The sequence below is a fragment of the Rhodococcus sp. AG1013 genome (assembly GCF_003350365.1).
Taxonomy (GTDB): domain Bacteria; phylum Actinomycetota; class Actinomycetes; order Mycobacteriales; family Mycobacteriaceae; genus Prescottella.
In genome coordinates, this window is the sequence record NZ_QQAT01000001.1 from 122,724 (window position 1) to 145,183 (window position 22,460).

Annotated in this window: 29 protein-coding genes and 1 pseudogene; 16 read left to right on the top strand and 14 right to left on the bottom strand. The window is 68.4% G+C overall.

All coding sequences use genetic code 11. From position 1 onward, the window contains the following. Positions 1-44: 44 nt before the first annotated feature. Positions 45-926 (top strand): phosphatidylinositol mannoside acyltransferase, encoded by an 882-nt coding sequence (locus tag DEU38_RS00585; RefSeq protein WP_114718194.1) that lies wholly within the window; start codon positions 45-47, stop codon positions 924-926. Positions 927-937: 11 nt separating this feature from the next. On the opposite strand, the gene DEU38_RS00590 is transcribed toward DEU38_RS00585, so the two are convergent. Then, the gene (locus tag DEU38_RS00590; RefSeq protein ID WP_114718537.1) at positions 938-1,864 is read right to left on the bottom strand and encodes an AEC family transporter; all 927 of its coding nucleotides are present in this window, start codon (positions 1,862-1,864) and stop codon (positions 938-940) included. 188 nt (positions 1,865-2,052) lie between these two features. Next, on the bottom strand, positions 2,053-2,904 hold the full coding sequence (locus DEU38_RS00595; RefSeq protein ID WP_258557586.1) for a hypothetical protein: 852 nt from the start codon (positions 2,902-2,904) through the stop codon (positions 2,053-2,055). Between the two features lie 336 nt (positions 2,905-3,240). Between DEU38_RS00595 and DEU38_RS00600 the strand changes: the two genes are divergently transcribed. Together DEU38_RS00600 and DEU38_RS00605 are read left to right on the top strand one after the other, a co-directional pair. Further along, a complete protein-coding gene (locus DEU38_RS00600) occupies positions 3,241-3,570 on the top strand; it encodes a MerR family transcriptional regulator (protein ID WP_254622833.1) in 330 nt (109 codons plus the stop codon). Positions 3,571-3,622: 52 nt separating this feature from the next. Beyond that, the gene (locus tag DEU38_RS00605) at positions 3,623-4,009 is read left to right on the top strand and encodes a hypothetical protein (protein WP_114718196.1); all 387 of its coding nucleotides are present in this window, start codon (positions 3,623-3,625) and stop codon (positions 4,007-4,009) included. On the opposite strand, the gene DEU38_RS00610 is transcribed toward DEU38_RS00605, so the two are convergent. From DEU38_RS00610 to rpmB, 7 genes are all read right to left on the bottom strand, one after another. Then, positions 4,006-4,782, bottom strand: coding sequence for an ABC transporter ATP-binding protein (locus DEU38_RS00610; protein ID WP_114718197.1), 777 nt, complete (start codon positions 4,780-4,782; stop codon positions 4,006-4,008). The two genes, DEU38_RS00605 and DEU38_RS00610, sit on opposite strands and share 4 nt — an antisense overlap. Continuing rightward, on the bottom strand, positions 4,779-5,813 hold the full coding sequence (locus DEU38_RS00615) for an iron ABC transporter permease (protein ID WP_114718198.1): 1,035 nt from the start codon (positions 5,811-5,813) through the stop codon (positions 4,779-4,781). Before DEU38_RS00615 ends, DEU38_RS00610 begins: the two co-directional genes overlap by 4 nt. After that, positions 5,810-6,997 (bottom strand): ABC transporter substrate-binding protein, encoded by a 1,188-nt coding sequence (locus DEU38_RS00620; RefSeq protein ID WP_114718199.1) that lies wholly within the window; start codon positions 6,995-6,997, stop codon positions 5,810-5,812. The genes DEU38_RS00615 and DEU38_RS00620 overlap by 4 nt, the downstream gene beginning before the upstream one ends. Positions 6,998-7,102: 105 nt before the next feature. Continuing rightward, positions 7,103-7,357, bottom strand: coding sequence for a 30S ribosomal protein S18 (gene rpsR / locus DEU38_RS00625; RefSeq protein WP_114718200.1), 255 nt, complete (start codon positions 7,355-7,357; stop codon positions 7,103-7,105). Positions 7,358-7,366: 9 nt separating this feature from the next. Continuing rightward, a complete protein-coding gene (rpsN, locus tag DEU38_RS00630) occupies positions 7,367-7,672 on the bottom strand; it encodes a 30S ribosomal protein S14 (protein WP_114718201.1) in 306 nt (101 codons plus the stop codon). 4 nt (positions 7,673-7,676) lie between these two features. Continuing rightward, positions 7,677-7,841 carry a 50S ribosomal protein L33 gene (gene rpmG, locus DEU38_RS00635; RefSeq protein WP_114718202.1) on the bottom strand — a complete coding sequence of 55 codons (165 nt, stop codon included), beginning with the start codon at positions 7,839-7,841 and terminating at the stop codon, positions 7,677-7,679. Between the two features lie 2 nt (positions 7,842-7,843). After that, positions 7,844-8,080 (bottom strand): 50S ribosomal protein L28, encoded by a 237-nt coding sequence (rpmB, locus tag DEU38_RS00640; RefSeq protein ID WP_114718203.1) that lies wholly within the window; start codon positions 8,078-8,080, stop codon positions 7,844-7,846. 117 nt (positions 8,081-8,197) lie between these two features. On the opposite strand from rpmB, the gene mrf reads away from it, so the two are divergent. The 10 genes and pseudogenes from mrf to DEU38_RS00690 form a co-directional block, all read left to right on the top strand. Then, the gene (mrf, locus tag DEU38_RS00645; RefSeq protein WP_397484149.1) at positions 8,198-9,502 is read left to right on the top strand and encodes a ribosome hibernation factor-recruiting GTPase MRF; all 1,305 of its coding nucleotides are present in this window, start codon (positions 8,198-8,200) and stop codon (positions 9,500-9,502) included. Beyond that, the gene (locus DEU38_RS00650) at positions 9,499-9,768 is read left to right on the top strand and encodes a type B 50S ribosomal protein L31 (protein WP_114718205.1); all 270 of its coding nucleotides are present in this window, start codon (positions 9,499-9,501) and stop codon (positions 9,766-9,768) included. The genes mrf and DEU38_RS00650 overlap by 4 nt, the downstream gene beginning before the upstream one ends. 3 nt (positions 9,769-9,771) lie before the next feature. Continuing rightward, entirely contained in the window at positions 9,772-9,945 is a 174-nt protein-coding gene (gene rpmF, locus DEU38_RS00655; RefSeq protein ID WP_114718206.1) for a 50S ribosomal protein L32, read from the top strand. 34 nt (positions 9,946-9,979) lie between these two features. After that, entirely contained in the window at positions 9,980-10,591 is a 612-nt protein-coding gene (locus tag DEU38_RS00660) for a trimeric intracellular cation channel family protein (protein WP_114718538.1), read from the top strand. Between the two features lie 69 nt (positions 10,592-10,660). Further along, on the top strand, positions 10,661-11,347 hold the full coding sequence (locus DEU38_RS00665; protein WP_114718207.1) for a response regulator transcription factor: 687 nt from the start codon (positions 10,661-10,663) through the stop codon (positions 11,345-11,347). Continuing rightward, complete coding sequence (locus DEU38_RS00670; RefSeq protein ID WP_114718208.1) at positions 11,347-12,810, top strand: HAMP domain-containing sensor histidine kinase; 1,464 nt, start codon at positions 11,347-11,349, stop codon at positions 12,808-12,810. Before DEU38_RS00665 ends, DEU38_RS00670 begins: the two co-directional genes overlap by 1 nt. Positions 12,811-13,051: 241 nt before the next feature. Beyond that, positions 13,052-14,452, top strand: coding sequence for a S1C family serine protease (locus tag DEU38_RS00675; protein WP_114718209.1), 1,401 nt, complete (start codon positions 13,052-13,054; stop codon positions 14,450-14,452). A gap of 83 nt (positions 14,453-14,535) precedes the next feature. Next, complete coding sequence (locus tag DEU38_RS00680) at positions 14,536-15,030, top strand: molybdenum cofactor biosynthesis protein B (protein WP_254622834.1); 495 nt, start codon at positions 14,536-14,538, stop codon at positions 15,028-15,030. A 20-nt stretch (positions 15,031-15,050) separates the two neighbouring features. Continuing rightward, positions 15,051-15,266, top strand: a complete 216-nt coding sequence (locus DEU38_RS00685; RefSeq protein WP_114718210.1) for a hypothetical protein — start codon at positions 15,051-15,053, stop codon at positions 15,264-15,266. Between the two features lie 433 nt (positions 15,267-15,699). Next, positions 15,700-16,068, top strand: a pseudogene (locus DEU38_RS00690) (MspA family porin); the annotation flags it as partial. Positions 16,069-16,206: 138 nt separating this feature from the next. Here the strand turns inward: DEU38_RS00690 and mscL are convergent. From mscL to DEU38_RS00710, 4 genes are all read right to left on the bottom strand, one after another. Further along, a complete protein-coding gene (gene mscL / locus DEU38_RS00695) occupies positions 16,207-16,647 on the bottom strand; it encodes a large-conductance mechanosensitive channel protein MscL (RefSeq protein WP_114718212.1) in 441 nt (146 codons plus the stop codon). Positions 16,648-16,727: 80 nt separating this feature from the next. Beyond that, a complete protein-coding gene (locus DEU38_RS00700; protein WP_114718213.1) occupies positions 16,728-17,435 on the bottom strand; it encodes an SAF domain-containing protein in 708 nt (235 codons plus the stop codon). A gap of 101 nt (positions 17,436-17,536) precedes the next feature. Then, the gene (locus DEU38_RS00705) at positions 17,537-17,818 is read right to left on the bottom strand and encodes an FmdB family zinc ribbon protein (RefSeq protein WP_114718214.1); all 282 of its coding nucleotides are present in this window, start codon (positions 17,816-17,818) and stop codon (positions 17,537-17,539) included. 80 nt (positions 17,819-17,898) lie between these two features. Then, positions 17,899-18,525, bottom strand: coding sequence for a 5-formyltetrahydrofolate cyclo-ligase (locus DEU38_RS00710; RefSeq protein ID WP_114718540.1), 627 nt, complete (start codon positions 18,523-18,525; stop codon positions 17,899-17,901). A gap of 59 nt (positions 18,526-18,584) precedes the next feature. On the opposite strand from DEU38_RS00710, the gene DEU38_RS00715 reads away from it, so the two are divergent. The 3 genes from DEU38_RS00715 to DEU38_RS00725 are packed head-to-tail and all read left to right on the top strand — an operon-like array spanning position 18,585 to position 21,459. Then, complete coding sequence (locus tag DEU38_RS00715; RefSeq protein ID WP_114718215.1) at positions 18,585-19,505, top strand: UTP--glucose-1-phosphate uridylyltransferase; 921 nt, start codon at positions 18,585-18,587, stop codon at positions 19,503-19,505. 51 nt (positions 19,506-19,556) lie between these two features. Then, on the top strand, positions 19,557-20,816 hold the full coding sequence (gene glp / locus DEU38_RS00720) for a gephyrin-like molybdotransferase Glp (RefSeq protein ID WP_114718216.1): 1,260 nt from the start codon (positions 19,557-19,559) through the stop codon (positions 20,814-20,816). Between the two features lie 7 nt (positions 20,817-20,823). After that, positions 20,824-21,459: a GNAT family N-acetyltransferase gene (locus DEU38_RS00725; protein ID WP_114718217.1), complete on the top strand. Its 636-nt coding sequence runs from the start codon at positions 20,824-20,826 to the stop codon at positions 21,457-21,459. Between the two features lie 69 nt (positions 21,460-21,528). Here DEU38_RS00725 and DEU38_RS00730 read toward each other — a convergent pair whose 3' ends face one another. Next, positions 21,529-22,185, bottom strand: coding sequence for an MspA family porin (locus DEU38_RS00730; protein ID WP_258557587.1), 657 nt, complete (start codon positions 22,183-22,185; stop codon positions 21,529-21,531). Between the last annotated feature and the right edge of the window lie 275 nt (positions 22,186-22,460).

Below are 22,460 nucleotides of genomic sequence, written 5' to 3' on the forward strand. Positions count from 1 at the left end.
CCGCATCGTCGTCCCGACGCGGCCGACGACGCCGGTGGTGATCAATGAAGCCGAAGGATCGAGCCTGGGATCTCGGGTACGCGGCCGGTTGGCGCCTGGTGCGCGCCCTGCCCCAGCGGTGGGCGAGGCGCCTGTTCGACGCTGCGGCCGATCGCGCGGCCCGCAACGGAGGTCCGGATCAGTTGCGGCGCAATCTGGCCCGGGTGCTGTCCGCCACGCCGGCGCAGGTGCCCGACGACCTCGTGCACGCGAGCCTGCGCTCCTACGCCCGCTACTGGTGCGAAGCCTTCCGGCTGCCGTCGATGGATCCGGTGCGGTTGGCCGAGAGCATCGAATCCTCGGCCACCGGGCTCGAACACATCCACGAGGCGGTCGCGTGTGGCAGCGGGGCGGTGCTGGCCCTACCGCACAGCGGCAACTGGGACCTGGCGGGAGTATGGGTGGCGCAGCGGGTGGGCCCTCCCGTCGTCGTCGCCGAGCGGCTCCGTCCGGAATCACTGTTCAAGCGCTTCGTCCGGTTCCGTGAGCAGTTGGGTTTCGAGATCATCCCGCTCACCGGCACCGAGACGCCGCCGATCGAGCAGCTGACCGCGCGGCTGCGGCAGGGGCGGATCGTCGGGCTGCTCGCCGAACGCGACGTGACCGGCACGGGCGTGCCGGTCTCCTTCTTCGGCGAATCCGCCCGGATGCCGGCCGGCCCGGCCCGGCTCGCGATCGACACCGGCGCACCACTGCTGCCGGTGAACTGCTGGTTCACCCCGGACGGCTGGGGCTTCCACGTCGGTGCCCCGGTCGACACCGTCGGCGGGGTGCAGTGCACGACACAGGCATTGGCAGACCGCTTCGCCGCAGGCATCGCCGCGCACCCGGCCGACTGGCACATGCTGCAACGGGTGTGGACCGCCGACTTCGATTGCATCGAGTGACGCTGCGGGCGTCAGGTCAACAGCGCTGCCACGAGGGCGATCGCGGGAATCGACGCGAGGGTGGTGACGAAGGCGGCGTCGCGGGCCAGGACCATGCCGCGTTGGTAGCGGCTCGCATAGACGAAGACGTTCTGCGCGGTCGGCAGGGTGGAGACGACCACGATCGCGAACAGCTCGTGCCCGTCGAGGCCCAGCAGGAAGCGGGCCATCACGTACGCGAGGACCGGTTGTACGCAGATCTTGAGGACCGACGCGAGTGCCACATCGCGGCGCGGACTCGCACCCTTCTCGAGCACGCGCACGCCGTACAGCGACAGCCCGAACGCGAGCAGCGCGCCGGGGACCGAGGCGCCGCCGATGAGCCGGAACGGCTGCATCAGTGCCTCCGGGGGCGTCCAGTTCGACACCGCGACAGCCAGTCCGGCGGCGCCGGCCAGCACGATCGGGTTCTTGAACGGCGCGGTGATCGTCTCGAGCCGGGAGCTGCCCTCGCGCATCGTGCTGACGTCGAGAACCGTCAGGGCGATCGGCGAGAAGATCATGATCTGGAACAGCAGCAGGGGTGCGACGAACGACGCGTCGCCGAGGACGAACACCGCGATGGGAATGCCGAGGTTCGCCGAGTTCACGTACGACGACGCGAGCGCGCCGACCGTCAGTTCGGGAAGCGGTCTGCGTAGCCACAGCCTCGCGATGACGAGATAGATGCCCGCGACCGCGAATGCCGTGGCCGCGGCCACCGCGAGGGTCGGCGAGAAGACCACCGACAGGTCGGAGTTGGCGAGGGTGTCGAACAGCAGCGCCGGTGTCGCGACGAAGAACACCAGTCGGCTGAGGACGAACTGCCCGTGCTCGCCGAGCGTGCCGGTGCGCCCCAGGAAGAACCCGATAGCGATGACGACGAAGATGACCGTGAACCCTGCCACCACGCCCGACACGCCTACATCCTTCGCTTCAATTGTGGCGCCGACCTGCATGATCAACCCAGTTCGAGAAGCTTACCGCCGCTAATCGCCGGTCGTGCGTCCGCCCGTCGAGTCACCGATTCGCCGGTCTGCGACACGACAACCGAGCCCCCACCTCGTCGGCGCGCCGACGAGGTGGGGGCTCGTGCCGAGATCTCGGATCAGGAACCGAGCGAGCCGGTGTTCAGCGAGCCGAGGTCCAGCGAGCCGAGCGAGCCGGTGCTGGTCGACCCCAGGGAGCCGAGCGAGCCCGTGTCCAGCGAGCCCAGGGACCCGGACGTGCTCGGCGCCGGATCCTCGAGCGCGAAGTTCGTGGTGCAGCCGTTGAACTTCACGGCGTCGACCAACGTCGAGGTCGCCTCGGATCCGCGGCCGATGCTCACGCCGTAGTGGTCGACGACCGCGTTCGGGTTGGCCGCGGCGATCTCGGCGAGCGGCACCAGCGCGCGGTCCTTGGCGCCGGCGATGCTCTTCGTGCTCCACCACTTGCCGTCCTGCAGGTTCACGTGGGTGCCGCCGTTGGACGTGTCGACAGCGCCGGCGTCCGGGACCCAGACCAGGGTCGTGAAGCCGTTCGCGAAACTCGTGTTCTCGCTGGTCCCGGTCAGCCGGAGCTGGAACGCGGCCGTCGGGTTCTCGGCGCGCTCGGAGAAACCGATCTCGTGCTTGACGGCGTCGGACAGCTTGACGCCCCCGGCCTCGTGGTAGCTGACCGACCGGTCGGCGGGGCCGTTGACCTCGAGCTTCAGCGAGCCGTCGTCGTCGAGGACCTTCTCGGCGGAGTGGTAGGCAATCTGCCTCTTCTCGTCGTCGAACGGGATTCCCCAGCCGTTGGGGGCGGTCGCGGTCGACAGCTCTGCGCAGGCGATTCCTTCCGGCGCCTCGCTCGAGCCGAGCGATCCGGTGGAGCCGAGCGATCCGGTCGACGAGGCGCCGGCGAGGGCGGGTGCGACGAGGGCGGCGGCGCCGAGGATCGCCGCAGCGGATCCGATGCGGAATGCGTTCTTGGACATACTTCACTCACCTCTGTGGGAGTAGTGGACATGGTTCGACGCCCCGGTCGGATGCGGCCGAAGGCCGGTCCGGGATGTCATTAGTCGATGCGGCGTCGTCGCTGTCGAAAAATTACGACGCCACCCCCTGTGATCCCCCCATGGGTACAGGCGTCGCCCCCTCGTCCATGTGCTGAACAGTTGAACGACTTTGCTGAGCGTAAACAGCCGGACAAGAAAATACAAGACCGGTCGGTTTTTTTATCACCCGTACCTGTTGCTCTGACCTCGCGCATGCAAGTTAGCTATGCGAACCACCTCAGATTCCTTGTGGGCGAAGCTGATACCGTTCGTCGCGTGGGAATCCAATCGCCGGATGAATCGACCCGGTCGAAGCGTGGTGTGTACGGCATCTCGGTGACATCCGAACTGGCCGGTATCGGCCCGCAGACGTTGCGTCTGTACGAGAGTCGCGGCTTGATCGCACCTTCGCGCACCGGTGGCGGTACCCGCCGCTACAGCGAGGACGACCTGCATCGACTCGCTCGGATCAGCGAACTGGTCTCCCTCGGTGTGAATCTCACCGGCATCGGGCGCATTCTCGAGCTCGAGGACGAGCAGGAGAAGTTGACGGCCGAGAACGCACGTCTGCGGTCGGCCGTCGAGGCGATCGGGTCGGCTGTGTAGCGTTCAGTTTGCACCTCGTCTGAAGTTGCACCTACCCGAAGGACGATCGCCAGTGCCACGCACGCAGGAATACTCCGACCGTTACGCCGACGCGATGACTGCGTTGGCGGCTGCGACGCATCGGCCGACCAGCGTCGTCAACATCGGCGGCGAGTACGCGATCCGCGTCGACTTCGCCTTCAGCATGTACGTGCTGGCCACCAATTCCGAGCACGGTCTGAACAACGACCCGGACGCCCAGGATATCTGGCTGGTGCGCTTCTTCGAGGAACAGGCCGGCGGAGACGTCGCGCTCGTCGAGGCCCGGCACGAGTGGCTCGTCGACGCGTTCGACCTCGTGATCGAGGAACTCGTCCGCACCGGCAAATGGGTCACGTCCGATGCGATGCTGCACGAGATCGCGCCACGACCGGACGCCGAGAACGGTTCGGGCGCTTAGCTTTCGCCGAGCCGGAAGATGCCGTCGGTGGGGTCGAAACGGACCCGCCGCGAGTCGAAGGCCCGCCGGATCGCGCCCGAGTCGATCAGGGCGGTGGGGGTGCCGTCGACCACGGTGCCGTCTCCGGCCGCGAGCCAGACGTGCTGTGCGGTTCGCAGGACCAGTTCGACGTCGTGCGTCGACAGCAGCACCGTGATGCCGGCGTCGGTGGCGATCTCCTCGAGCAGTGCCAACAGTTCCACGCGGGCTGCGACGTCGAGGAAGGCGCTGGGCTCGTCGAGCACCAGCAGTGACGGTCGCTGCACGAGTGCGCGCGCGATCAGCACCCGCTGGCGCTGGCCGTCGGACATCTCGTGGAGGCGGACGTCGGTGAGGTCTGCGGCGCCCATCCGGTCGAGGCTGTCGGCGATCAGCTGCCGTTCGGCGGAGCTGAGGCGGGACGCGAAGCCCTGGTGGGGGAGTCGTCCGAGTGCGGCGATCTCGCCGCCGGTGAGCAGTCCACCGTCGACGCGGTCGGTGAGGACCACCGCGACTCGACGGGCCCGCTCGGCCGGAGACAGCTTCGTGATGTCGACGTCGTCGAGCCGGGCCGACCCGTGGAGGATCCGCTGCAGACCGGCCACCGAGCGCAGCAGTGTCGACTTGCCGGCGCCGTTGGGGCCGAGCAGTGCGGTGACCTGCCCGGAATGCGCGGTGAGATGCAGTCCGCTGAGGATCTCTCGCGGTGGCCGCCCGGGGTAGCCCACCGTGACGTCGTCGAGCACGAGGGTCATGCCATGCCCGCCTTGGTCTGCCGCGATCGCATCAGGACGAGGATCACGACCGGCGCCCCGACCAGTGCCGTCACGACGTTGAGGGGCAGCACCCCGTCACGACCCGGCAACTGCGCCACCACCGAGCACAACAGCGATACCGCGGCCCCCATCAGAACGGCGCCGGGCAGCAGCACCCGGTGATCGGACGTGCCGAGCGCGAGGCGCGCGAGATGCGGGACCGCGATGCCGAGGAAGGCGATGGGCCCGCAGAATGCGGTGACGGCGCCGGCCAGCAGTGCGGCGGACGTGATCGCGACGGTGCGGGTGCGCAGTAGGTGCACGCCCATCGAGTTGGCGTAGTCCTCGCCGAGCAGCATCGCATTGAGCGGGCGCACCAGGGTGGCCGCCAACACGATCCCGACGGCAACGGCGGGGATCAGCACGCGCAGATCGGACCACGACGCGCCGGAGTACGACCCCAGACTCCACAGGATGAACTGCTGCATCTGCGCGGGCTGCGAGAAGGCGACGAGCAGGGACACGACGGCGCTGGTGACCGAGCCGACCATGACGCCGACGATCAGCAGCGTCACGACCGATCGGATCCATCGCGAGATCGCCAGCACCACGAGCAGCACCACGAGCGCGCCGATGGCCGCGGCCGCCGCGATCCCCAGGCGTCCGGTGCCGGCCACCGCCGCGAACACGCCCGCACCGGCCCCGGAGCCGAGCACGACCAGCGCGACACCGAGACTCGCGCCGGAGGACACCCCGAGGATGTATGGGTCGGCGAGCGGGTTCGCGAACAGCGTCTGCATCAGCAGGCCCGCGACGGCGAGCGCGGCGCCCGCGCACGCCGCGGTGACGACGCGGGGGAGGCGGATGTCCGCGATGAGCGTGGTCCAGCGCGCGTTGCCCGCATCCCCGGTGAACAGGTACCGCGCGGTGGCGCCGAACGGGATGGTCACCGAACCCACCGACACCGCGAGCACGACCGCGACGAAGACGAACGCGGCCAGTGCGGTCAGCGCAGCTGCGGTGCGGTTCACTGCAGGCGGCTGTAGAAGGTGAACTCGTGGCCGGGCATCAGGTCCGGATGGGCGATCGCGATCAGGTCGGCCAGCACCAGGTCGGGGCGCAGGACGCCCTGCTCGTAGATGTCGATGGCGCCGGCGTCGGTGATCCGCTTCGACGACGTCCACACCTGCCCGTCGCGGAAGGCCGCGAACTCGGCGAGCCGCGGCTCCGCGGCGATCGCCTCGGCCTTGGTCCTGTTGGAGGAGTTGCTGATCGCGACCGGTGCGTCCCCGGCGCGGGCGAAGACCGTCTCGAGGTCGGTCTGCAGGCTGCCGGTGCCCGGATCGGTCATCCACGGGTGGGTGATGCGGGCCGTCGCGTACAACTCGTTGGAGTAGCTCGCGAGCGGCACCGACCACGCACCCTGGTAGGGCAGGCCCGGCACGATCGAGACCGGCGTCTGGTTCGCCGCCAGCGTCGTGTACTTGTCGTAGTCCGTGACGATCCCGTCGAACGTCTCGGTGGCCTGCTTCTCCGTGCCGGTCAGGGCCGCGAAGAACTTGATCCACTCGGAGCGGCCCCGCGGATCGGTCTCGAGCCAGTCGTAGTTGTCGAGGACCGGGATGCCTGCCCGCTCGATCACGGGAAACGCCGGATCCTCGAAACCGCCGGTGACGAACGCCTGCGGGCCCTGTGCGACCACGGCCTCGGCGTCCACCTGTCCGGCGGTCGCGAACTGGGTGACGTCGTCGTCGGCGATGTGAGCCCGGGCGGTCTCGCTGTAGACGTAGTCGGCGCTCGCGAAGCCGGTGAGGGCATCGAGCTTGCCGAGGGCCTCGAGGCTGGGCAGGTGGGTCGTCGACTCGGCGAACAGGTCGGTCACCGGCGTCGCGATCTGCTGAGCGCCGGCGAGCTCGCCGGTCAGCTCCGGTTTCGGGGCGCCGCAGCGGGTGAGCACGTACGACTCGTCGGCTTGCCCGGGCTGGCGGACGGTGAGCACCTGGTACGAGTTGTGGTACTCGATGTCGAAGTTCTCGGCGTACTCGACAGTCTGCTTGTCGGGGAAGTAGTCGGTGTTCGCATCGAAGTCGGTGATGCAATCGGCACGGCCACCGTCGCCGGTGGTCGTCGACGAGTCGGACGAGCAGGCTGCGACACCACCCACGGTCAGGGCGGTCGCGGTGAGGAGAACGGCGGTACGGAGCGAGAACGACACCCGGAGAATCTAGCGCGGCCCCCGGACGGCGGTGCGACCACGCCGGAAACGACGAAAGGCCGCACAGTCGCCTCGACTGCGCGGCCTTTCGGCAGAGCGTGTGTGCTACCGGCTGGTGAAGGGCAGCAGTGCCATCTCGCGGGCGTTCTTCACCGCGACGGCCACCTGACGCTGCTGCTGCGGGGTGAGGCCCGTGACGCGGCGGCTGCGGATCTTGCCGCGATCGGAGATGAACGTGCGGAGCAGGTTGATGTCCTTGTAGTCGACGGTCTCGACGCCCGCGGTGATCAGCGGGTTCTTCTTGGGACGGCGGCCCTGTTCGCTGCGCGCCTTCTTCGACGGTGCTCTCTTGACTGCCATTGCTCTTCCTTACCAGCTCGACTTGTGTACGCCTGGCAGTTCCCCACGATGTGCCATCTCGCGCATCCGCACGCGGGACAGACCGAACTTCCGCAGGTGACCGCGCGGACGTCCATCCGCAGCGTCTCGATTGCGCAATCTTACCGGACTCGCGTCCCGGGGAAGCTGCCGAAGCCGGTACTGGGCTTCGGCGCGTTCCTCGGCCGAGCTGGACGGTCGGCGGATTGTCTCCTTCAGTTCGGCGCGCACCGGCGCGTACCGCGCGACGACGGCCCTACGGTGTTCGTTCCGTGCGATCTTCGACTTCTTTGCCACCGCGTCAGCGCTCCTCTCGGAAATCGACGTGCCGACGGATCACGGGGTCGTAGCGCCGCAGCACCATCCGGTCGGGGTCGTTGCGGCGGTTCTTGCGGGTGACGTACCGATATCCGGTCCCCGCGGTCGAGACCAGCTTGATGACGGGGCGGACCTCGTTGCCTGCCATGGTCAGACCTTCTCTCCTGCGGCCCGCATGCGGGCGACGACGGCCTCGATGCCGTCCCGGTCGATGGTGCGGATGCCCTTCGGGGTCAGCGTCAATGTGATTCGTCGGCCTCGGCTGGGCACGAAGTACGTCTTCTTCTGGATGTTGGGGTTCCAGCGGCGGCTGGTGCGCCGGTGCGAATGGGACACGGACCTGCCGAATCCCGGGGTGCGTCCGGTGACCTGACAGCGAGCGGGCATGGGACTTCCTCTCCGGTCCATGAGGGCCGAACTCGAACGATTAATGAAAACGATTGTCGACAAGCGCGATCGAAGTGTAGCCTCGTGAATCGGTAATGACAATCGTTTTCGAAAGGGGTGGCTGTGGCTGACGTGCCGGACGGCCGCACACCGTTGGTTCTCGTCGCGGGCTGGAGCGGGCCGGTCCATCGGACGGCCCTCTCGCTGCTGGGTGACGGTCGGGTGGGCACGGTCGTGATCCATCACGACCTCGGGCAGCTCCGCGAGGGGGTGGTCCGCCGCACCGTGACGACTGGATCGGTCGAGGCCCCCGAGGTGCGGACCGAGATCCTCGAGCTCGCGCACGGGTGCGTGTCGTGCACGCTGCGTCACGACCTGTTGCCGCTGTTGCGCCGTCTCCACGCGCGCAGTTCGGTGGACCGGATCGTGCTCGAGCTCGACCACGCACTGGAACCGGAGGCGGTGTGTTGGGCGATCGAACACGTCCCGGTGGTCGGCGTGGTCGGACAACTCGACGGGCCCGCGGTCCGCGACGTACGCGTGGATGCGGTTGTGACGTGCCTAGACGCCGGGGAGTGGTGGCTTGCCGCCACCGGCGACGACGACCTCGACGATGACCGGACCGTGGCCCAGGTGGCGGTCGGGCAGGTGGCGTTCGCTGACGCGCTCGTGGTCGACGACGACACCGGCGAGCCGTGGCTGTCGCACCGGCTGCGTGCAGTCCTCGCCCGTCTCGCACCGGGTGCGCCGATCTCCGGGACGCCCGACGCATCTGCGTTGCTGCCGCTCATCCCGGCGGACGCCCGACGTGGCCGGATCTTCGGCACGCACGCGCCGCTGTTGCGGGGTGGCCCGCCACTGCACGCCGAGCACGGGGTGTCACTCGTCGAGTTCACGGCCCGACGTCCCTTTCATCCCGGGCGGCTGCACGAGGCGATCGACGTCCTGCTCGACGGTGTCGTCACGGCGCGTGGGCGCATGTGGCTCGCGACCCGATCCGACGTCGCGCTCTGGCTCGAATCCGCCGGTGGGGGCCTACGCGTGGCGAGTGCGGACCGTTGGCTGGCCGCGATGACGGAGGACGAACTCGCGGCCGCCGACGACGAACGGCGTGCGATGGCGGCGCTGGGCTGGGACGAGCGGTTCGGCGACCGGGACACCTCGCTCGTGGTGCTCGTACACGACGCCGACCCGGACGCGGTGACGCGCGCCCTCGACTGGGCGCTGCTCACCGAGTGGGAGCTGGCCGACGAGTCGGCATGGTCCACGTGGGAAGACCCGTTCGGGGAGTTCCACGAGGACCCGTGCGCGGACCCCGATCCGGTCGGTCGGATCGCCGGCGCGGGCCTCGGAACCGAACAACGAAGCGCCGACCACCGAAGCGCCGAACACCGAAACACGAACGGAGAAACGAAGCGATGAAACCAGGCATCCACCCCGAGTACCGGCCGGTGGTCTTCCAGGACTCGACGACCGGGCATGCCTTCCTCACCCGATCGACTGCGGCGACCGACCACACCGTCGAATGGGTCGACGGCACCGTCCGGCCGCTCGTCGTCGTCGACGTCACGAGCGATTCGCATCCCTTCTGGACCGGCACGAGTCGTCTGGTCGATCGGCAGGGGCGGGTCGAGAAGTTCGAGCGGCGGTTCGGCCGCCGTATCGGCCGCGGACCCTGGGAGGGCTGAACGATGGCGGTACCCAAGCGGCGCATGTCGCGTGCCAACACCCGCAGCCGACGGTCCCGGTGGAAGGCGATCGCCCCGGACCTGGTGACGGTGACCGTCGACGGCCGGACTCATCGCGTCCCCCGACGTCTGGTCCGTGCGGTCCGGCTCGGCCGGATCGATCCCGGCCGACTGTGACCCCTGGCGCGCCGGTCCGTGCGACGCTGTCCGCGTGCTGCTGAAGATCCTCGAGCTCGCGGGCGTCGCCGTGTTCGCCGCGTCCGGCGCGCTGGTCGGGGTGACCAAGCGGTTCGACGTCTTCGGGGTCTGTGTCGTCGGCGTGTTCACCGGCATCGGCGGCGGCATCGTGCGCGACGTGCTGCTCGGCATCCACCCGCCGACGTCACTCACGAGTTGGCCGCTGTTCGGGACCGCGGCGGCGACGTCAGTGATCGTGTTCTTCGTGCATTCGGCGATCGGGCGGCTGCGACGCGAGATCCTCGTGCTCGACGCGCTGGGGATGGGACTGTTCGCGAGCACGGGTGCGACGATCGCGCTCGGGGCGGGCGCCGGTGCCCTCGCATCCGTGCTGATCGGTGCGACCGCGGCCATCGGCGGCGGCATCCTGCGCGACGTGCTCGTCAACGAGGTGCCGTTGCTGCTGCACCGCGACTTCTACGCGATTCCCGCGCTGCTCGGTGCGACGCTGGTGGTCGCCGGGTCCGAGGCGGGCCTGACCGGCAACACCGCGTTGGTGGTCGGCACCGTGGTCGCGACGACCGTTCGGTTGGCAGCGTTGTGGCGGCACTGGAGCCTGCCGGGACCGAGGCTGCCGCGTGACTGACGCGACACGCCGGTCTGGTGAACGGGATCCTCTCAGCGGGATCTCAGTCGGTGGGGCCAAAATGGCCGCATGCGCATTTTGGTGGTCGACGACGACCGGGCTGTTCGGGAGTCACTGCGGCGTTCCCTGAGCTTCAACGGGTACACGGTCGATCTCGCCGTCGACGGCGTGGATGCGCTCGAGAAGGTGTCCGCATCGCGTCCCGACGCCCTGGTGCTCGACGTCATGATGCCGAGACTCGACGGATTGGAAGTGTGCCGGCGCCTGCGAAGCACGGGTGACGATCTTCCGATTCTCGTTCTCACGGCGCGCGATTCGGTGTCGGAGCGGGTGGCCGGCCTCGACGCGGGTGCCGACGACTACCTGCCCAAGCCGTTCGCGCTCGAGGAGTTGCTGGCTCGGCTGCGGGCCCTGCTGCGCCGCGCGTCCCCGGCTGCCGGTGAGGATTCCGAGGCGATGACGTTCGAGGATCTGACCCTGGACCCCGTCACCCGCGAGGTGACCCGCGCCGGTCGGTCGATCAGTCTCACGCGCACCGAGTTCGCGCTCCTCGAGATGCTCATGGCGAACCCCCGGCGGGTGCTCTCCCGCAGCCGCATCCTGGAAGAGGTGTGGGGATACGACTTCCCGACGTCGGGGAACGCGCTCGAGGTGTACGTCGGTTACCTGCGTCGGAAGACCGAAGCCGAGGGCGAGCCCCGACTGATCCACACGGTCCGCGGCGTCGGATACGTGCTGCGGGAGACTCCTCCGTGATGGTCACCCCCTTCGGGCGCGCGGGCGCCGACCCGAACCCGACCGGTCCGCAGATCGGTCCCATGCCCCCACCCCGGCACGAGATGCGGCCACCGATGCCGCTCACCCGGTCGGTGTCCCTGCGGTGGCGCGTGACGTTGCTCGCGGCGTCCGTCGTGGCCGTCGCGGTCGCCGTCATGGCGCTGGCGGCGTATGCCGTGGTCTCGCGCGCCCTGTACGCCGACGTCGACAACCAGCTGCGTTCGCGGGCATCCGCGATCGTCGACAACGACCTCATCACCTTCGACCCGCGGTACATCGCTGGCGCGACGCTATACACCAGCGATATCAGTGTGGCGCTGATCTTTTCGGACCTGAACAAGTACATCCCGCCCGGCTCGGTGGTTCCGATCGGCCCGGCCGAGATGGCGGTTGCCCGAGGACAGCGCGACTTCTCGCTGCGCACCGTCGAGGGCAACCGGGTGCTCGCCGAGCGCACGCGTGACGGCAGCACCCTGGTGATCGCGCAGCGGCTCGAGCCGACCGAGGACGTGCTGGACCGGCTCGCCTGGGTGCTGTTCGTGGTGGGTGGATGCGGCGTCGTCCTCGCCGCGGCGGCCGGCACGACAGTGGGCCGAACGGGTCTGAGACCCATCGGACGACTGACCGCAGCGACCGAACGCGTGGCCCGCACCGACGATCTCACCCCGATTCCGGTCACCGGCAACGACGAACTGGCTCGCCTGACAACCAGTTTCAACACGATGCTGCGCGCCCTCGCGGAATCACGGGTCCGGCAGAGTCGGCTCGTGGCCGACGCCGGACACGAGCTGCGTACCCCGCTCACCTCGTTGCGGACCAACATGGAACTGCTCATCGCATCGAGTCGCCCGGGGGCGCCGAGCATTCCGGCCGAGGACATGGCGGACCTGCGCGCCGACGTCGTAGCCCAGATCGAGGAGCTCTCCACGCTCGTCGGGGACCTGGTGGATCTCGCGCGCGAGGATGCCCCCGAGACCGTCTTCGAGCTGGTCGATCTCAGCGAGGTCGTGGAGCGGTCCCTCGAGAAGGCCCGTCGCCGACGGAACGAGATCGACTTCGAGGCCGTCACCACTCCGTGGTTCATCTACGGCGACCAGGCCGGGCTCTCGCGGGCCGTCCTCAACGTCCTGGACAACGCCGCGAAGTGGAGTCCGACGGGGGAGCGTGTGCAGGTCACGATGCGACAGATCGGTGACCGCCTGCTCGAACTCGTCGTCGACGACGCTGGCCCCGGCATCCCGTTCGAGGATCGGGAGTTGGTCTTCGAACGGTTCTACCGGTCGACGGCGTCACGTTCGATGCCCGGATCGGGTCTCGGCCTGGCGATCGTCCGGCAGGTGGTCGTCAAGCACGGCGGCACCATCGCGGTGGAGACGTCCGACCGAGGCGGTGCCCGTATCCGAATCGTCCTGCCGGGCGAACCCGAGGCCGACAGCCGCTGATCCGAACGTCCGGGATGTGATCCTGGCCACTTCGTCAGGAACACGGGAAACTGAAAGCAGCGTCTCAGCGGCTTCTCAGCCGTGCCGGGCAATCTGGATTCAGCGACCGGACCGGATCCGGGATCTCGGTGAGTCGGATCGCCGCTGCAGTTTCCCTCACGGCTTCTGTGGCAGCGGATCGACCACCGATCGAGACACTGCGACCGCCCCATCCCCGGCGGTCACGAATGAAGGCGGTGCGATGACCGACGACCGTAACCCCCACGGCGAAACCAATCCCAACCAGGGAACTCCCCGACACGGCGATCCCCAGCAGGGTGCGCCCTACCAGGCCGGACACCAGCCCGGCCCGCAGGACCAGTGGCGTTCGGGTGGCGGCTACTACTCCCAGAACCCCCAGAACCAGGGCTACCAGGGCGCAGGACAACCCGGCTCGGGCTACCCCCAGCACGGATACCAGGCCGGTTACCAGCCCACCGAGCAGATTCCGGGCATCGGCACGACGGGCACGCTGCCCACGACCGGGGCGCCGTCGCACACCGAGCCGCGCAAGTCGGGTCGGTCCGCGCTGGTCGCCGGCGCAATCGCCCTCGCGCTGGTGAGCGGCGGCATCGGCGGGGCGGTCGGGTCGATCGCGACGTCGTCGAACGGTGGCAGCAATGCTCCGGTCTCGAATGCGCTCGACGTCCCCAAGCCCGAGACCAGTCCGGCGTCCAATGCGCCGGCGGGTTCGGTCGAGGCGGTCGCGAACAAGGTGCTGCCGAGCGTGGTGCAGATCCAGGTGGCCGGAACCCGCGGCGAGGGCGAGGGCTCGGGCGTCGTCATCTCGTCCGACGGCCTGATCATGACCAACAACCACGTGGTCGCCGGTGGCGGGCCGGACGGCAAGCTGCTGGTCGCGTTCGCCGACGGGACCACCGCGCCGGCCACGCTGGTCGGCACCGACCCGACCTCGGACATCGCGGTCATCAAGGCGGACGGCAAGTCGGGTCTGACCCCCGTCGAACTGGGCACCTCCGAGAACATTCAGGTGGGTGAGCAGGTCGTCGCGATCGGTTCGCCGCTCGGACTCGCGGGCACCGTCACCTCCGGTATCGTCTCGGCGCTCGACCGGCCGGTGTCGACCACCGGTGAGACGGGCAACCAGAACACCGTCATCGACGCCATCCAGACCGACGCCGCGATCAACCCCGGCAACTCGGGCGGCGCGCTCGTGAACATGGACGGCCAGCTCGTCGGCATCAACACCGCGATCGCGACCGCCGGCGGCCAGGGTGGCTCGATCGGCCTCGGCTTCGCGATCCCCGTCGACCAGGCGCGCCGTATCGCGGACGAACTGGTCAAGACGGGCAAGGCCACGCAGGCGATCATCGGCGTGCAGGTCTCGGCCAAGGAGTCCACGGGCGGCGCGACTGTCGTCGACGTCACCGCGGGCGGCCCGGCCGAGAAGGCGGGCATCCCCAAGGGTGTCGTCGTCACCAAGGTCGACGACCGGATCATCACGAGTGGAGACTCGCTGATCGCGGCGATCCGCTCCCACGCGCCCGGTGACAAGGTGACCGTGACGTATCAGGACGCCTCGGGTAACTCGAAGACGGTCGACGTCCAGCTCGGCACCGCGCCGACCACGGGTGGACGATGATGATGACCGGAAACCGTCCGGTGCTGACACGGATTCTCCGCCGGGTCCCGACTGACTCGGATGCGGCCATTACGGTAGGGACCATGGAACTCGAAGCACCGTTGGCCGGACGAGCGCTGGTCGTGATCGTCGACGATCGGACCGCACACGGCGATGTCGACTCGACGGGGCCGCTCGTCACCGAACTGCTCACCGAAGCCGGATTCCTGGTGGATGCCACGATTGCCGTGACCGCCGACGAGGTGGAGATCCGCAACGCTCTCAACACCGCGGTGATCGGTGGTGTCGACCTGGTGATCTCGGTCGGCGGGACGGGCGTCTCGCCGCGTGACGTGACGCCGGACGCCACCGCCGAGGTCCTCGACCGGGAGCTGCCGGGAATCAGTGAGGCGCTGCGGTCCTCCGGGCTCGCGGCGGGCGCTGTGGATGCGGTCATCTCGCGGGGACTCGTCGGGATCTCCGGCAGCACCCTCGTGGTCAATCTCGCGTCCTCGCGGGCCGCGGTGCGCGACGGGATGGCGACGCTGACTCCGTTGGCTAGCCACGTCATCGGGCAGCTGTCGAGCATCGACGAGTAGGAAGGGTGCACACCCCAGCCATGTCGGACGAGACGGATACCGGGTCGACGTCGGAGGAGAAGGCCACGTCGGGGCCTCGTGGGCGGTCGCGAGTCGACCGGGCCCGACTCGAGGCCATCTTCGGTACCGTGCTGCCCGAGCAGACTTCGGACGAACGGTCCTCCGACGGGGCCTCGACGTCGAGTGGTGGTCAGGACGAATGGCTGCGGCGTCAGGTACCCCCTCACCACGGCTGACGCGCCACCTTCAGTTCAATCAATAGATTGTTTTCGGAATAGTCCGTAATGCGCCGGGTATGTGTGATTCATCACGCATACCCGGCGCATTCTCGTGTGCACGGTGAGCGTTCCGCGTTGCATCGGTCGTCGGCCGCCGGATCAGCTCACACGCAATGCGCAGCGTGATTTCGGGCCCCTTCCCAGTTGAGGGGGTGATGCACCATAGCGATCTTGGTCCGAAGGGATTGGCTACGCCGTCGAACTGCGCCTTTACAAACTGACCGGTTCAAATGTTCGTATGGTGAACCCGTTTCGACGGGAACTGGCGTCTGGGGGTCTGGCGACCGGTCCGTCTAATCTCGGCCGGGATCCGCTCGGAAATGCCGAAGGCCGAGTGCTTTCGGCGAAATTGGAGTGATCCCGGTGGCCGTTCGGATTTAGGGCCGCCGCGAAGATCGAGGGTTCCGGCGCCGACAAGTACGAGGGCAGCGAGATCGTCGCCGGCTACCAGGTCGCGTACCCGGTCTCGCTGGGCGGCAAGCTCGAGATGAACTTCGTCCCCAAGCTCGAGGCGAGTGGTGCGGGCGTGTCGGTCGCGTTCGGTCCGAGCCTGGATCTCGAGCTCGCACCGGGCGGGGGAGTGAAGACCGTCGAGGTTGCCAAGGGCAAGTTCGACGGCGCGGCCACCGAGATCCAGTTCGCGAATGCTCACGGCAGTGCCACGGGCGTCGTCGGTCCTGTGACGATCCGGCCGTACGTGACGGTCAAGAGCGCTGCCGGCGACGTCGTCACCACGTTCGGCAAGCCCTGGGTTCTCTGAGCGCTCCGAATCGCCTGACTTCCAACGGGGTTCGCTGACAGCACTCGAGCCCGCCCGGTTATGTCCGGGCGGGCTCGAGTGGTGATGATGGTGCTGTCGCGTTTCCCAGGGAAACAGGACGGAACGGGTCGGAACGGGCTATTCCGGGACGCGGGAGTGCTTGCCGTCCGGATCGATCGAGTCGGCTGCCTCACCGATCCGTCCCTCGGCGAGGATGTCGCGGATCTGGATGAGGAGATCGGCCTCGCTGGCCTTCGTGTCCTCTTTCTCCGTCGCGAAGCGAGCCTTGACGGCGTTCGCCGGCACGATCAGCACGAAGTACACGACGGCGGCGATGATGACGAAGTTGATGATCGCGGTCACCACGGCGCCGACGTCGACGAACGTCGCGTCGTTGCCGGGGATGATCTCCCGGCCCCAGCCCAGTTCGTCGGATCCGCCGACTGCGGCCACGAGCGGATTGATGATGTTGTTGGTGAACGCGGTCACGATCGCCGTGAACGCCGCGCCGACGACAACGGCGACGGCAAGATCCAGAACGTTTCCTCGGAGCAGGAAGTCCTTGAACCCCTTCAGCATATGGATCCCCTCTGATGTCGGTGTCTCGAGGTCGTGTCGAGACTAGTTCAGAGAGGCCGGGACCGGCGCGCCGTGCGCCTCTAGTGCAGCGTCACGGTGATCGCATCGGTCAGCGACGCCGCGGCGACCGCGCCCGCCGCGGGGGCCGGAAGCGCCAACATCACGACGCGATCCCGTCGCTCGGTTCCCGATGACCGCTCCGGGGACACCAGGACGACGGTGGCGCCGGAGGCCAGGATCTCTGCCGAGGGTGGTCGTGAGTCGGTGGTCTGCCGCGACTGGTCGACGGTGAGGACGTCCACCCGGTCGCCTTCACGGATGAGCGCGGCGAGTCCGGAGTCGGACAGTCGCACGGGCACGATCCGTGCGTCGGCGGATCCGACGGCGGCCTCCGCGAGGCGGGGACCCAGGAGTCGGACATCGGTGAGGATCTCGCCCTCTCGGACGGGCGACGACACCGTGCGTCCGAGTGCGGCATCCGGTGCGGGGACGGAGCCTGCGGGGGTGTCGGCTCCGGAGCGATCGACCGTGCGCAGGTCTGCGTCGGACAGGACTTGGCCGGGTGTGAGGTCCCGGGCAGCGACGACGACAGGTTCACCGACATCATCGGGATTGCCTCGGACCAGGAGTATCCCCGCGGCGACGACGAGCACCACCGCGGTGGTGCGCCGCGCGGCGTCGGTTCGTGCCCAGCCCGGACGCGTCATCCGGCCGAGTCGGTCACCGAGCGTCGGGGCCAGCGGTCCGTTGCGGTCGGACACGCGTCGGCGAAACGGGATGGTCAGCATGACGGAAGGCTAGGCCGGGGTGCGGAGACCCGATCCCGTCACGACGGCGACGCGAGCCCGCCTGTGGATGAGCGGCGGGCTGTGGACAGACCGCCCCCTGGTCAGCTGGCGGCGGCGGGGGCGCTGGACGGCGCGGGCGCAGCCGAGGACGACGAAGTCGAGGAAGACTCGGACTTCTTTGCGGGCTCGCTCGCCGTGCTCGATCCGCCGCGGCTGTCGGTGCGGTAGAAGCCACTGCCCTTGAAGACGATGCCGACCGAGTTGAACAGCTTGCGGAGCTTGCCGGAGCACTCCGGGCACACGGTCAGGGTGTCGTCGGTGAACGACTGCACGATGTCGAACCGGTTGTCACATTCGGTGCAGGCGTACGAATAGGTGGGCACTGGGTTCCTCCGCATTGTGTAGTCAAACCGCAGGTGTTGGCACTCTACAGTCGACAGTGCCAACAGTGCGAACCAGATGCCTATTCCTGCGCAGCCCCCGGATCCTCGGTATCGCGCGCGGCGAGGCGCACCAGGCCACGCCCCGGCGTGAGCGCCCACCCCATCGCGACATCGTGCGGATCGGCGGGCAGTCCGGCGACCAGTTCGCTGTCCCGGACCACGGCGACCAACGCCGCCGTGGGATCCGCGAGCCCGAGCGTCCGGTCGTAGAAGCCGGCCCCGCGACCGAGTCGGACACCGTGCTCGTCCACTGCCAACGCAGGTATGAACACCACCGAAGCGGCGCCGACCTCGGCCGACGGCAGAACGGGGCCGTTCGGTTCGCGGAGCCCGTAGCCGGCCGCGACGAGGTGGTCGCGGCCGGTGAACTCGGCCCACGCAAGGGGGCCGGGGTCGCCGGTGACCGGCACCAGCACTCGCGATCCCGCCTGCCGGAGGGCCTCGAGCATGTCGACGGACCCGGGCTCCGTGCCGACGGGGACATACGCGCACACCGTGAGATCGGGTCGTGCCCCTGCCAGAGTCGACACGGCGGATGTGACGAACGAGACCAAGGACGCGTCCTCCGAGACTCGGGTTCGGTCGTCCACGGCTCGGCGTTCCCGGAGGATGTGGCTCCGCCATTCGGTCTTGGACAGCGATTTCATGATCGCCACCTTAGGATCGTGCGACCGGCCGCGGGGGCCGGTGGATAGGGTGGTGAGTTATGACAGATGCCGTCACCAACGACAACAGGTGCTTTCGGACGGCGGTTGTGCCCGCTGCAGGGATGGGAACGCGGTTCCTACCTGCCACGAAGACTGTTCCGAAGGAGTTACTCCCGGTGGTCGACACCCCGGGCATCGAATTGGTGGCGGGGGAGGCGGCCGACTCCGGAGCGAACCGACTGGTCATCGTGACCTCGCCGGGCAAGGACGGTGTCGTTGCTCACTTCGTCGAGGACCTGGTGCTCGAGAGCAAGCTCGAAGCCAGTGGCAAGTACCACCTGCTCGAGAAGGTGCGGAAGGCTCCGGGCCTGCTCGAGGTCGATTCCGTCGTGCAGGAGGAGCCGCTCGGGCTCGGGCATGCCGTCGGGTGTGCCGAGGCCGTCCTCGACGACGACGAGGATGCGATCGCCGTCCTGCTGCCCGACGATCTCGTGATGCCGCGCGGCGTACTCGAGACGATGTCGCGGGTTCGTGCGAAGCGCGGTGGTTCGGTGCTGTGCGCGATCGACGTACCGAAGGACCAGGTCAGCGCCTACGGCGTGTTCGACGTCGAGACCGTCCCGGATGCCACCAACCCGGATGTCCTGAAGGTCGTCGGCATGGTGGAGAAGCCTGCGATGGAGGACGCTCCCTCCACGTTCGCCGCGGCCGGTCGCTACCTGCTCGATCGTGCGATCTTCGACGCGCTGCGCCGGATCACTCCCGGTGCGGGTGGTGAGTTGCAGCTCACCGATGCGATCGCATTGCTGATCGCCGAGGGACACCCGGTGCATGTCGTCGTCCACCGCGGATCTCGACACGATCTGGGAAATCCCGGCGGCTACCTGCGTGCTGCGGTTGACTTTGCGTTGAACAGCGAGGAGTACGGCCCCTCGCTGCGCGAATGGCTGGTCGAGCGGCTGAAGCCGGCCGGCGAGTAGACGTCAGCAGTACGCGGTCGGGTCGACAGGGTCGGGAGGACGAGGAACCACATGCGCTCGGTTGAGGAGCAGCAGTCGAGAGTGACTGCTGCCGCGGTGGCGCCCCGGCCGGTCCGGGTGGCGATCTCCGAGGCACAGGGATTGCTGTGCGCCGAAGAAGTGGTGACCGAACGGCCACTGCCAGGCTTCGACCAGGCCGCGATCGACGGCTACGCAGTTCGAAGTGTCGACGTTCTCGCCGCGGGTACCGATATCCGCGGCGAGGACGGCGAGCCCACCGAACTCACCCTTCCCGTGGTCGGGGAGGTGACGGCGGGTTCGCGTCAGCCGATCCGGCTGCAGCCGCGTCAGGCCGTCCGAGTCGACACCGGTGCTCCGCTGCCGACCCTCGCCGACGCGGTCCTGCCGATGGACCGCACCGACGGCGGCCACGCCCGAGTCAAGGTCTACAAGCCGGTCCGCTCCGGTGACTACGTCCGCCGGGCCGGTGACGACGTCCAGCCGGGCGATGTCGCGGTGCGGGCGGGCACCATCATCGGCGCCGCGCAGGTGGGCCTGCTGGCCGCGGTGGGCCGCGACAAGGTCCTGGTGCATCCGCGGCCGCGTCTGTCGGTGATCTCGGTGGGCGGGGAACTGGTCGACATCGACCGCACCCCGGGACCGGGCCAGGTCTACGACGTCAATTCGTACGCGCTCGCGGCCGCGGCGCGTGACGCCGGCGCCGACGTCAACCGGGTCGGCATCGCGACGATGGATCCGCGCCGACTGCGAGAGGTCGTCGAGGGCCAGCTGATCCGGTCCGAGATCGTCGTCATCGCGGGCGCGGTCGGTGGTGGGGCGTCGGACGAGGTCCGGGACGCGCTGGCCGATCTCGGTGACCTCGAGGTCGAGCGGGTCGCCATGCACCCGGGTTCGGTCCAGGGTTTCGGGCAGCTGGGGCGCGACGAGGTCCCGACCTTCCTGCTGCCGTCCAATCCGGTGAGCGCGCTCGTCGTGTTCGAGGTGATGGTGCGGCCGCTCATCCGGATCGCGCTGGGGCGCCGTCAGCCCATGCGCCGGATCGTCACCGCCCGCACGGTCGCTCCGATCACATCCATCGCCAATCGCAAGGGATTCCTGCGCGGCCAGCTGATGCGTGACGAGTCGACGGGGGAGTACCTCGTGCAGGCGCTCGGCGGAGCGCCCGGAGCGTCGTCACACCTGCTTGCGACGCTCGCCGAGGCCAACTGCCTCGTTCTCGTCGAACCGGACGTCACTGAGGTTCGCGCCGGTGAAGAGGTGGAAGTCGCTTTCCTTGCGCAGCGGGGCTGAAAGAACCGTGTCTGTGCATCCGGGGTGGCCGGCTCGGCTCGGACCGTTGGGGGTTGTCGGCGGTCGCGTGACGGTGCGGCCCGTTCGTCTGCGGGATGCTGCCGTGTGGAGTCGGCTCCGCATCGCCAACCAGGAACACCTCGAGCCGTGGGAGCCGACCGGTCAGGCTCCCTGGGCGGACCGGCATCACATCACGGCGTGGCCGGGGTTGTGTTCGAGTCTTCGCTCGGAGGCCCGCAAAGGTCGCATGCTGCCGATGGCCATCGAGTTGAACGGCAGCATGTGCGGTCAGATCACCGTCGGCAACATCGTCCGCGGTGCGCTGTCGTCCGCGTGGATCGGTTACTGGGTCTCGAAGGACGTGGGCGGGCAGGGCATCGCGACGGCTGCACTCGCGCTGGGGCTCGACCATTGCTTCGGTCCGATGGGGTTGCACCGGGTGGAGGCCACCGTTCGTCCGGAGAATCTGGCGAGTCAGGCGGTACTGCGGCATGCAGGTTTCCGCGAGGAGGGACTGCTGCGGCGGTACCTCGACGTCGACGGTCAGTGGCGCGATCATCTGCTGGTCGCGATGACCGTCGAGGAGGTACCCGGTTCGGTGTCCGATCGTCTGGTGCGGGCCGGACGGGCCACCTGGAGCTGATGGGCGAGCGCCCGGACAGCCGAACGGCCCCGCCGGGGCCCGAGCCCGACGAGGCCGTTCGGCCACAGGTCACACGATGACCGGCGGACCGTAGCTGACGACGACGTCGTCCGCGACATCGGTGGATGCCGTGAAGATGGCGTAGGAGCGGACCGACACCGAGCCGAGGGCGTGGTTGACCTCGAGATGGACATCACGCAGCGTGATGGCGCACTGGGTGGACCTGCACTCCTTCTTCTGCACCGGAACCGTCGCGATGGTGCCTGGCGCGACCTGCGTGGACAGGTTGCCCTCGACCGGGGTCTCGATACCCAGCTCGAGTGCCTGACCGTTGAACAGGTCGACGACCGGCGGGATGTTGGGGTCCGCGGTGAGGTGCACGGTCTCCGCCTGTTCCGGGATGTAGACCACGCCCGGGGTCAGCCCGGCATTGCCGGTGATGACGGCACCGTTGGAGACGTCGGCCTGGTAGCCGATCTGGTATCCCACCTCGAGCACGCCGCCGGTGTAGGGGGAGCCGCCGTTACCGCTGACAGTCGCGAGCGCTCGTCCGCTCGCGAAGATGTCGCGCGTGAACTGATTGCCGGACAGCGGGGCGACGCTGTTGAGCGATTGACCGGTCTGGTCGATGTGGAGCTCCCAGCCGTCGAAACTGACGGCGTGGGCGGAGGTGTCCTGCTGGAATGTGGCTTCGGCGCCCGCCGAACCGACGGAAACCGTGAGCATCACGGCGGCTGCTCCGGCAATGACGGCAGAAGCGGATCGCGTAAGCCTGCGGCGAAGAAAAGACCGGTGATTCACGTGCATGGGAATTCCTCGTCTTCGATTGTTCGCGACCGGAGCGCGCCGGCCTCGGGCAGAGTTCGGGACGACTACGACAATCGTGGACGCCCGGTTGCAGTATTGGTTCTCTGTCACTGATCCGTAAGGTTTTGGCGACTTGTTTTCTCAAATTTGATAAAGAGACGCTAACGATTCTGTTTCGACGGCGAATTGTCGCT

What these genes read in the sequence shown, in the direction of transcription:
- DEU38_RS00585 (WP_114718194.1), top strand. Translation starts at nt 45, where the DNA reads ATGAAGCCGAAGGATCGAGCCTGGGATCTCGGGTACGCGGCCGGTTGG.
- DEU38_RS00595 (WP_258557586.1), bottom strand. Translation starts at nt 2,904, where the DNA reads ATGTCCAAGAACGCATTCCGCATCGGATCCGCTGCGGCGATCCTCGGC.
- DEU38_RS00610 (WP_114718197.1), bottom strand. Translation starts at nt 4,782, where the DNA reads ATGACCCTCGTGCTCGACGACGTCACGGTGGGCTACCCCGGGCGGCCA.
- rpsR (WP_114718200.1), bottom strand. Translation starts at nt 7,357, where the DNA reads ATGGCAGTCAAGAGAGCACCGTCGAAGAAGGCGCGCAGCGAACAGGGC.
- rpmG (WP_114718202.1), bottom strand. Translation starts at nt 7,841, where the DNA reads ATGGCAGGCAACGAGGTCCGCCCCGTCATCAAGCTGGTCTCGACCGCG.
- rpmB (WP_114718203.1), bottom strand. Translation starts at nt 8,080, where the DNA reads ATGCCCGCTCGCTGTCAGGTCACCGGACGCACCCCGGGATTCGGCAGG.
- DEU38_RS00650 (WP_114718205.1), top strand. Translation starts at nt 9,499, where the DNA reads ATGAAACCAGGCATCCACCCCGAGTACCGGCCGGTGGTCTTCCAGGAC.
- rpmF (WP_114718206.1), top strand. Translation starts at nt 9,772, where the DNA reads ATGGCGGTACCCAAGCGGCGCATGTCGCGTGCCAACACCCGCAGCCGA.
- DEU38_RS00665 (WP_114718207.1), top strand. Translation starts at nt 10,661, where the DNA reads ATGCGCATTTTGGTGGTCGACGACGACCGGGCTGTTCGGGAGTCACTG.
- DEU38_RS00670 (WP_114718208.1), top strand. Translation starts at nt 11,347, where the DNA reads ATGGTCACCCCCTTCGGGCGCGCGGGCGCCGACCCGAACCCGACCGGT.
- DEU38_RS00675 (WP_114718209.1), top strand. Translation starts at nt 13,052, where the DNA reads ATGACCGACGACCGTAACCCCCACGGCGAAACCAATCCCAACCAGGGA.
- DEU38_RS00680 (WP_254622834.1), top strand. Translation starts at nt 14,536, where the DNA reads ATGGAACTCGAAGCACCGTTGGCCGGACGAGCGCTGGTCGTGATCGTC.
- DEU38_RS00685 (WP_114718210.1), top strand. Translation starts at nt 15,051, where the DNA reads ATGTCGGACGAGACGGATACCGGGTCGACGTCGGAGGAGAAGGCCACG.
- mscL (WP_114718212.1), bottom strand. Translation starts at nt 16,647, where the DNA reads ATGCTGAAGGGGTTCAAGGACTTCCTGCTCCGAGGAAACGTTCTGGAT.
- DEU38_RS00700 (WP_114718213.1), bottom strand. Translation starts at nt 17,435, where the DNA reads ATGCTGACCATCCCGTTTCGCCGACGCGTGTCCGACCGCAACGGACCG.
- DEU38_RS00710 (WP_114718540.1), bottom strand. Translation starts at nt 18,525, where the DNA reads ATGAAATCGCTGTCCAAGACCGAATGGCGGAGCCACATCCTCCGGGAA.
- DEU38_RS00715 (WP_114718215.1), top strand. Translation starts at nt 18,585, where the DNA reads ATGACAGATGCCGTCACCAACGACAACAGGTGCTTTCGGACGGCGGTT.
- glp (WP_114718216.1), top strand. Translation starts at nt 19,557, where the DNA reads ATGCGCTCGGTTGAGGAGCAGCAGTCGAGAGTGACTGCTGCCGCGGTG.
- DEU38_RS00730 (WP_258557587.1), bottom strand. Translation starts at nt 22,185, where the DNA reads ATGCTCACGGTTTCCGTCGGTTCGGCGGGCGCCGAAGCCACATTCCAG.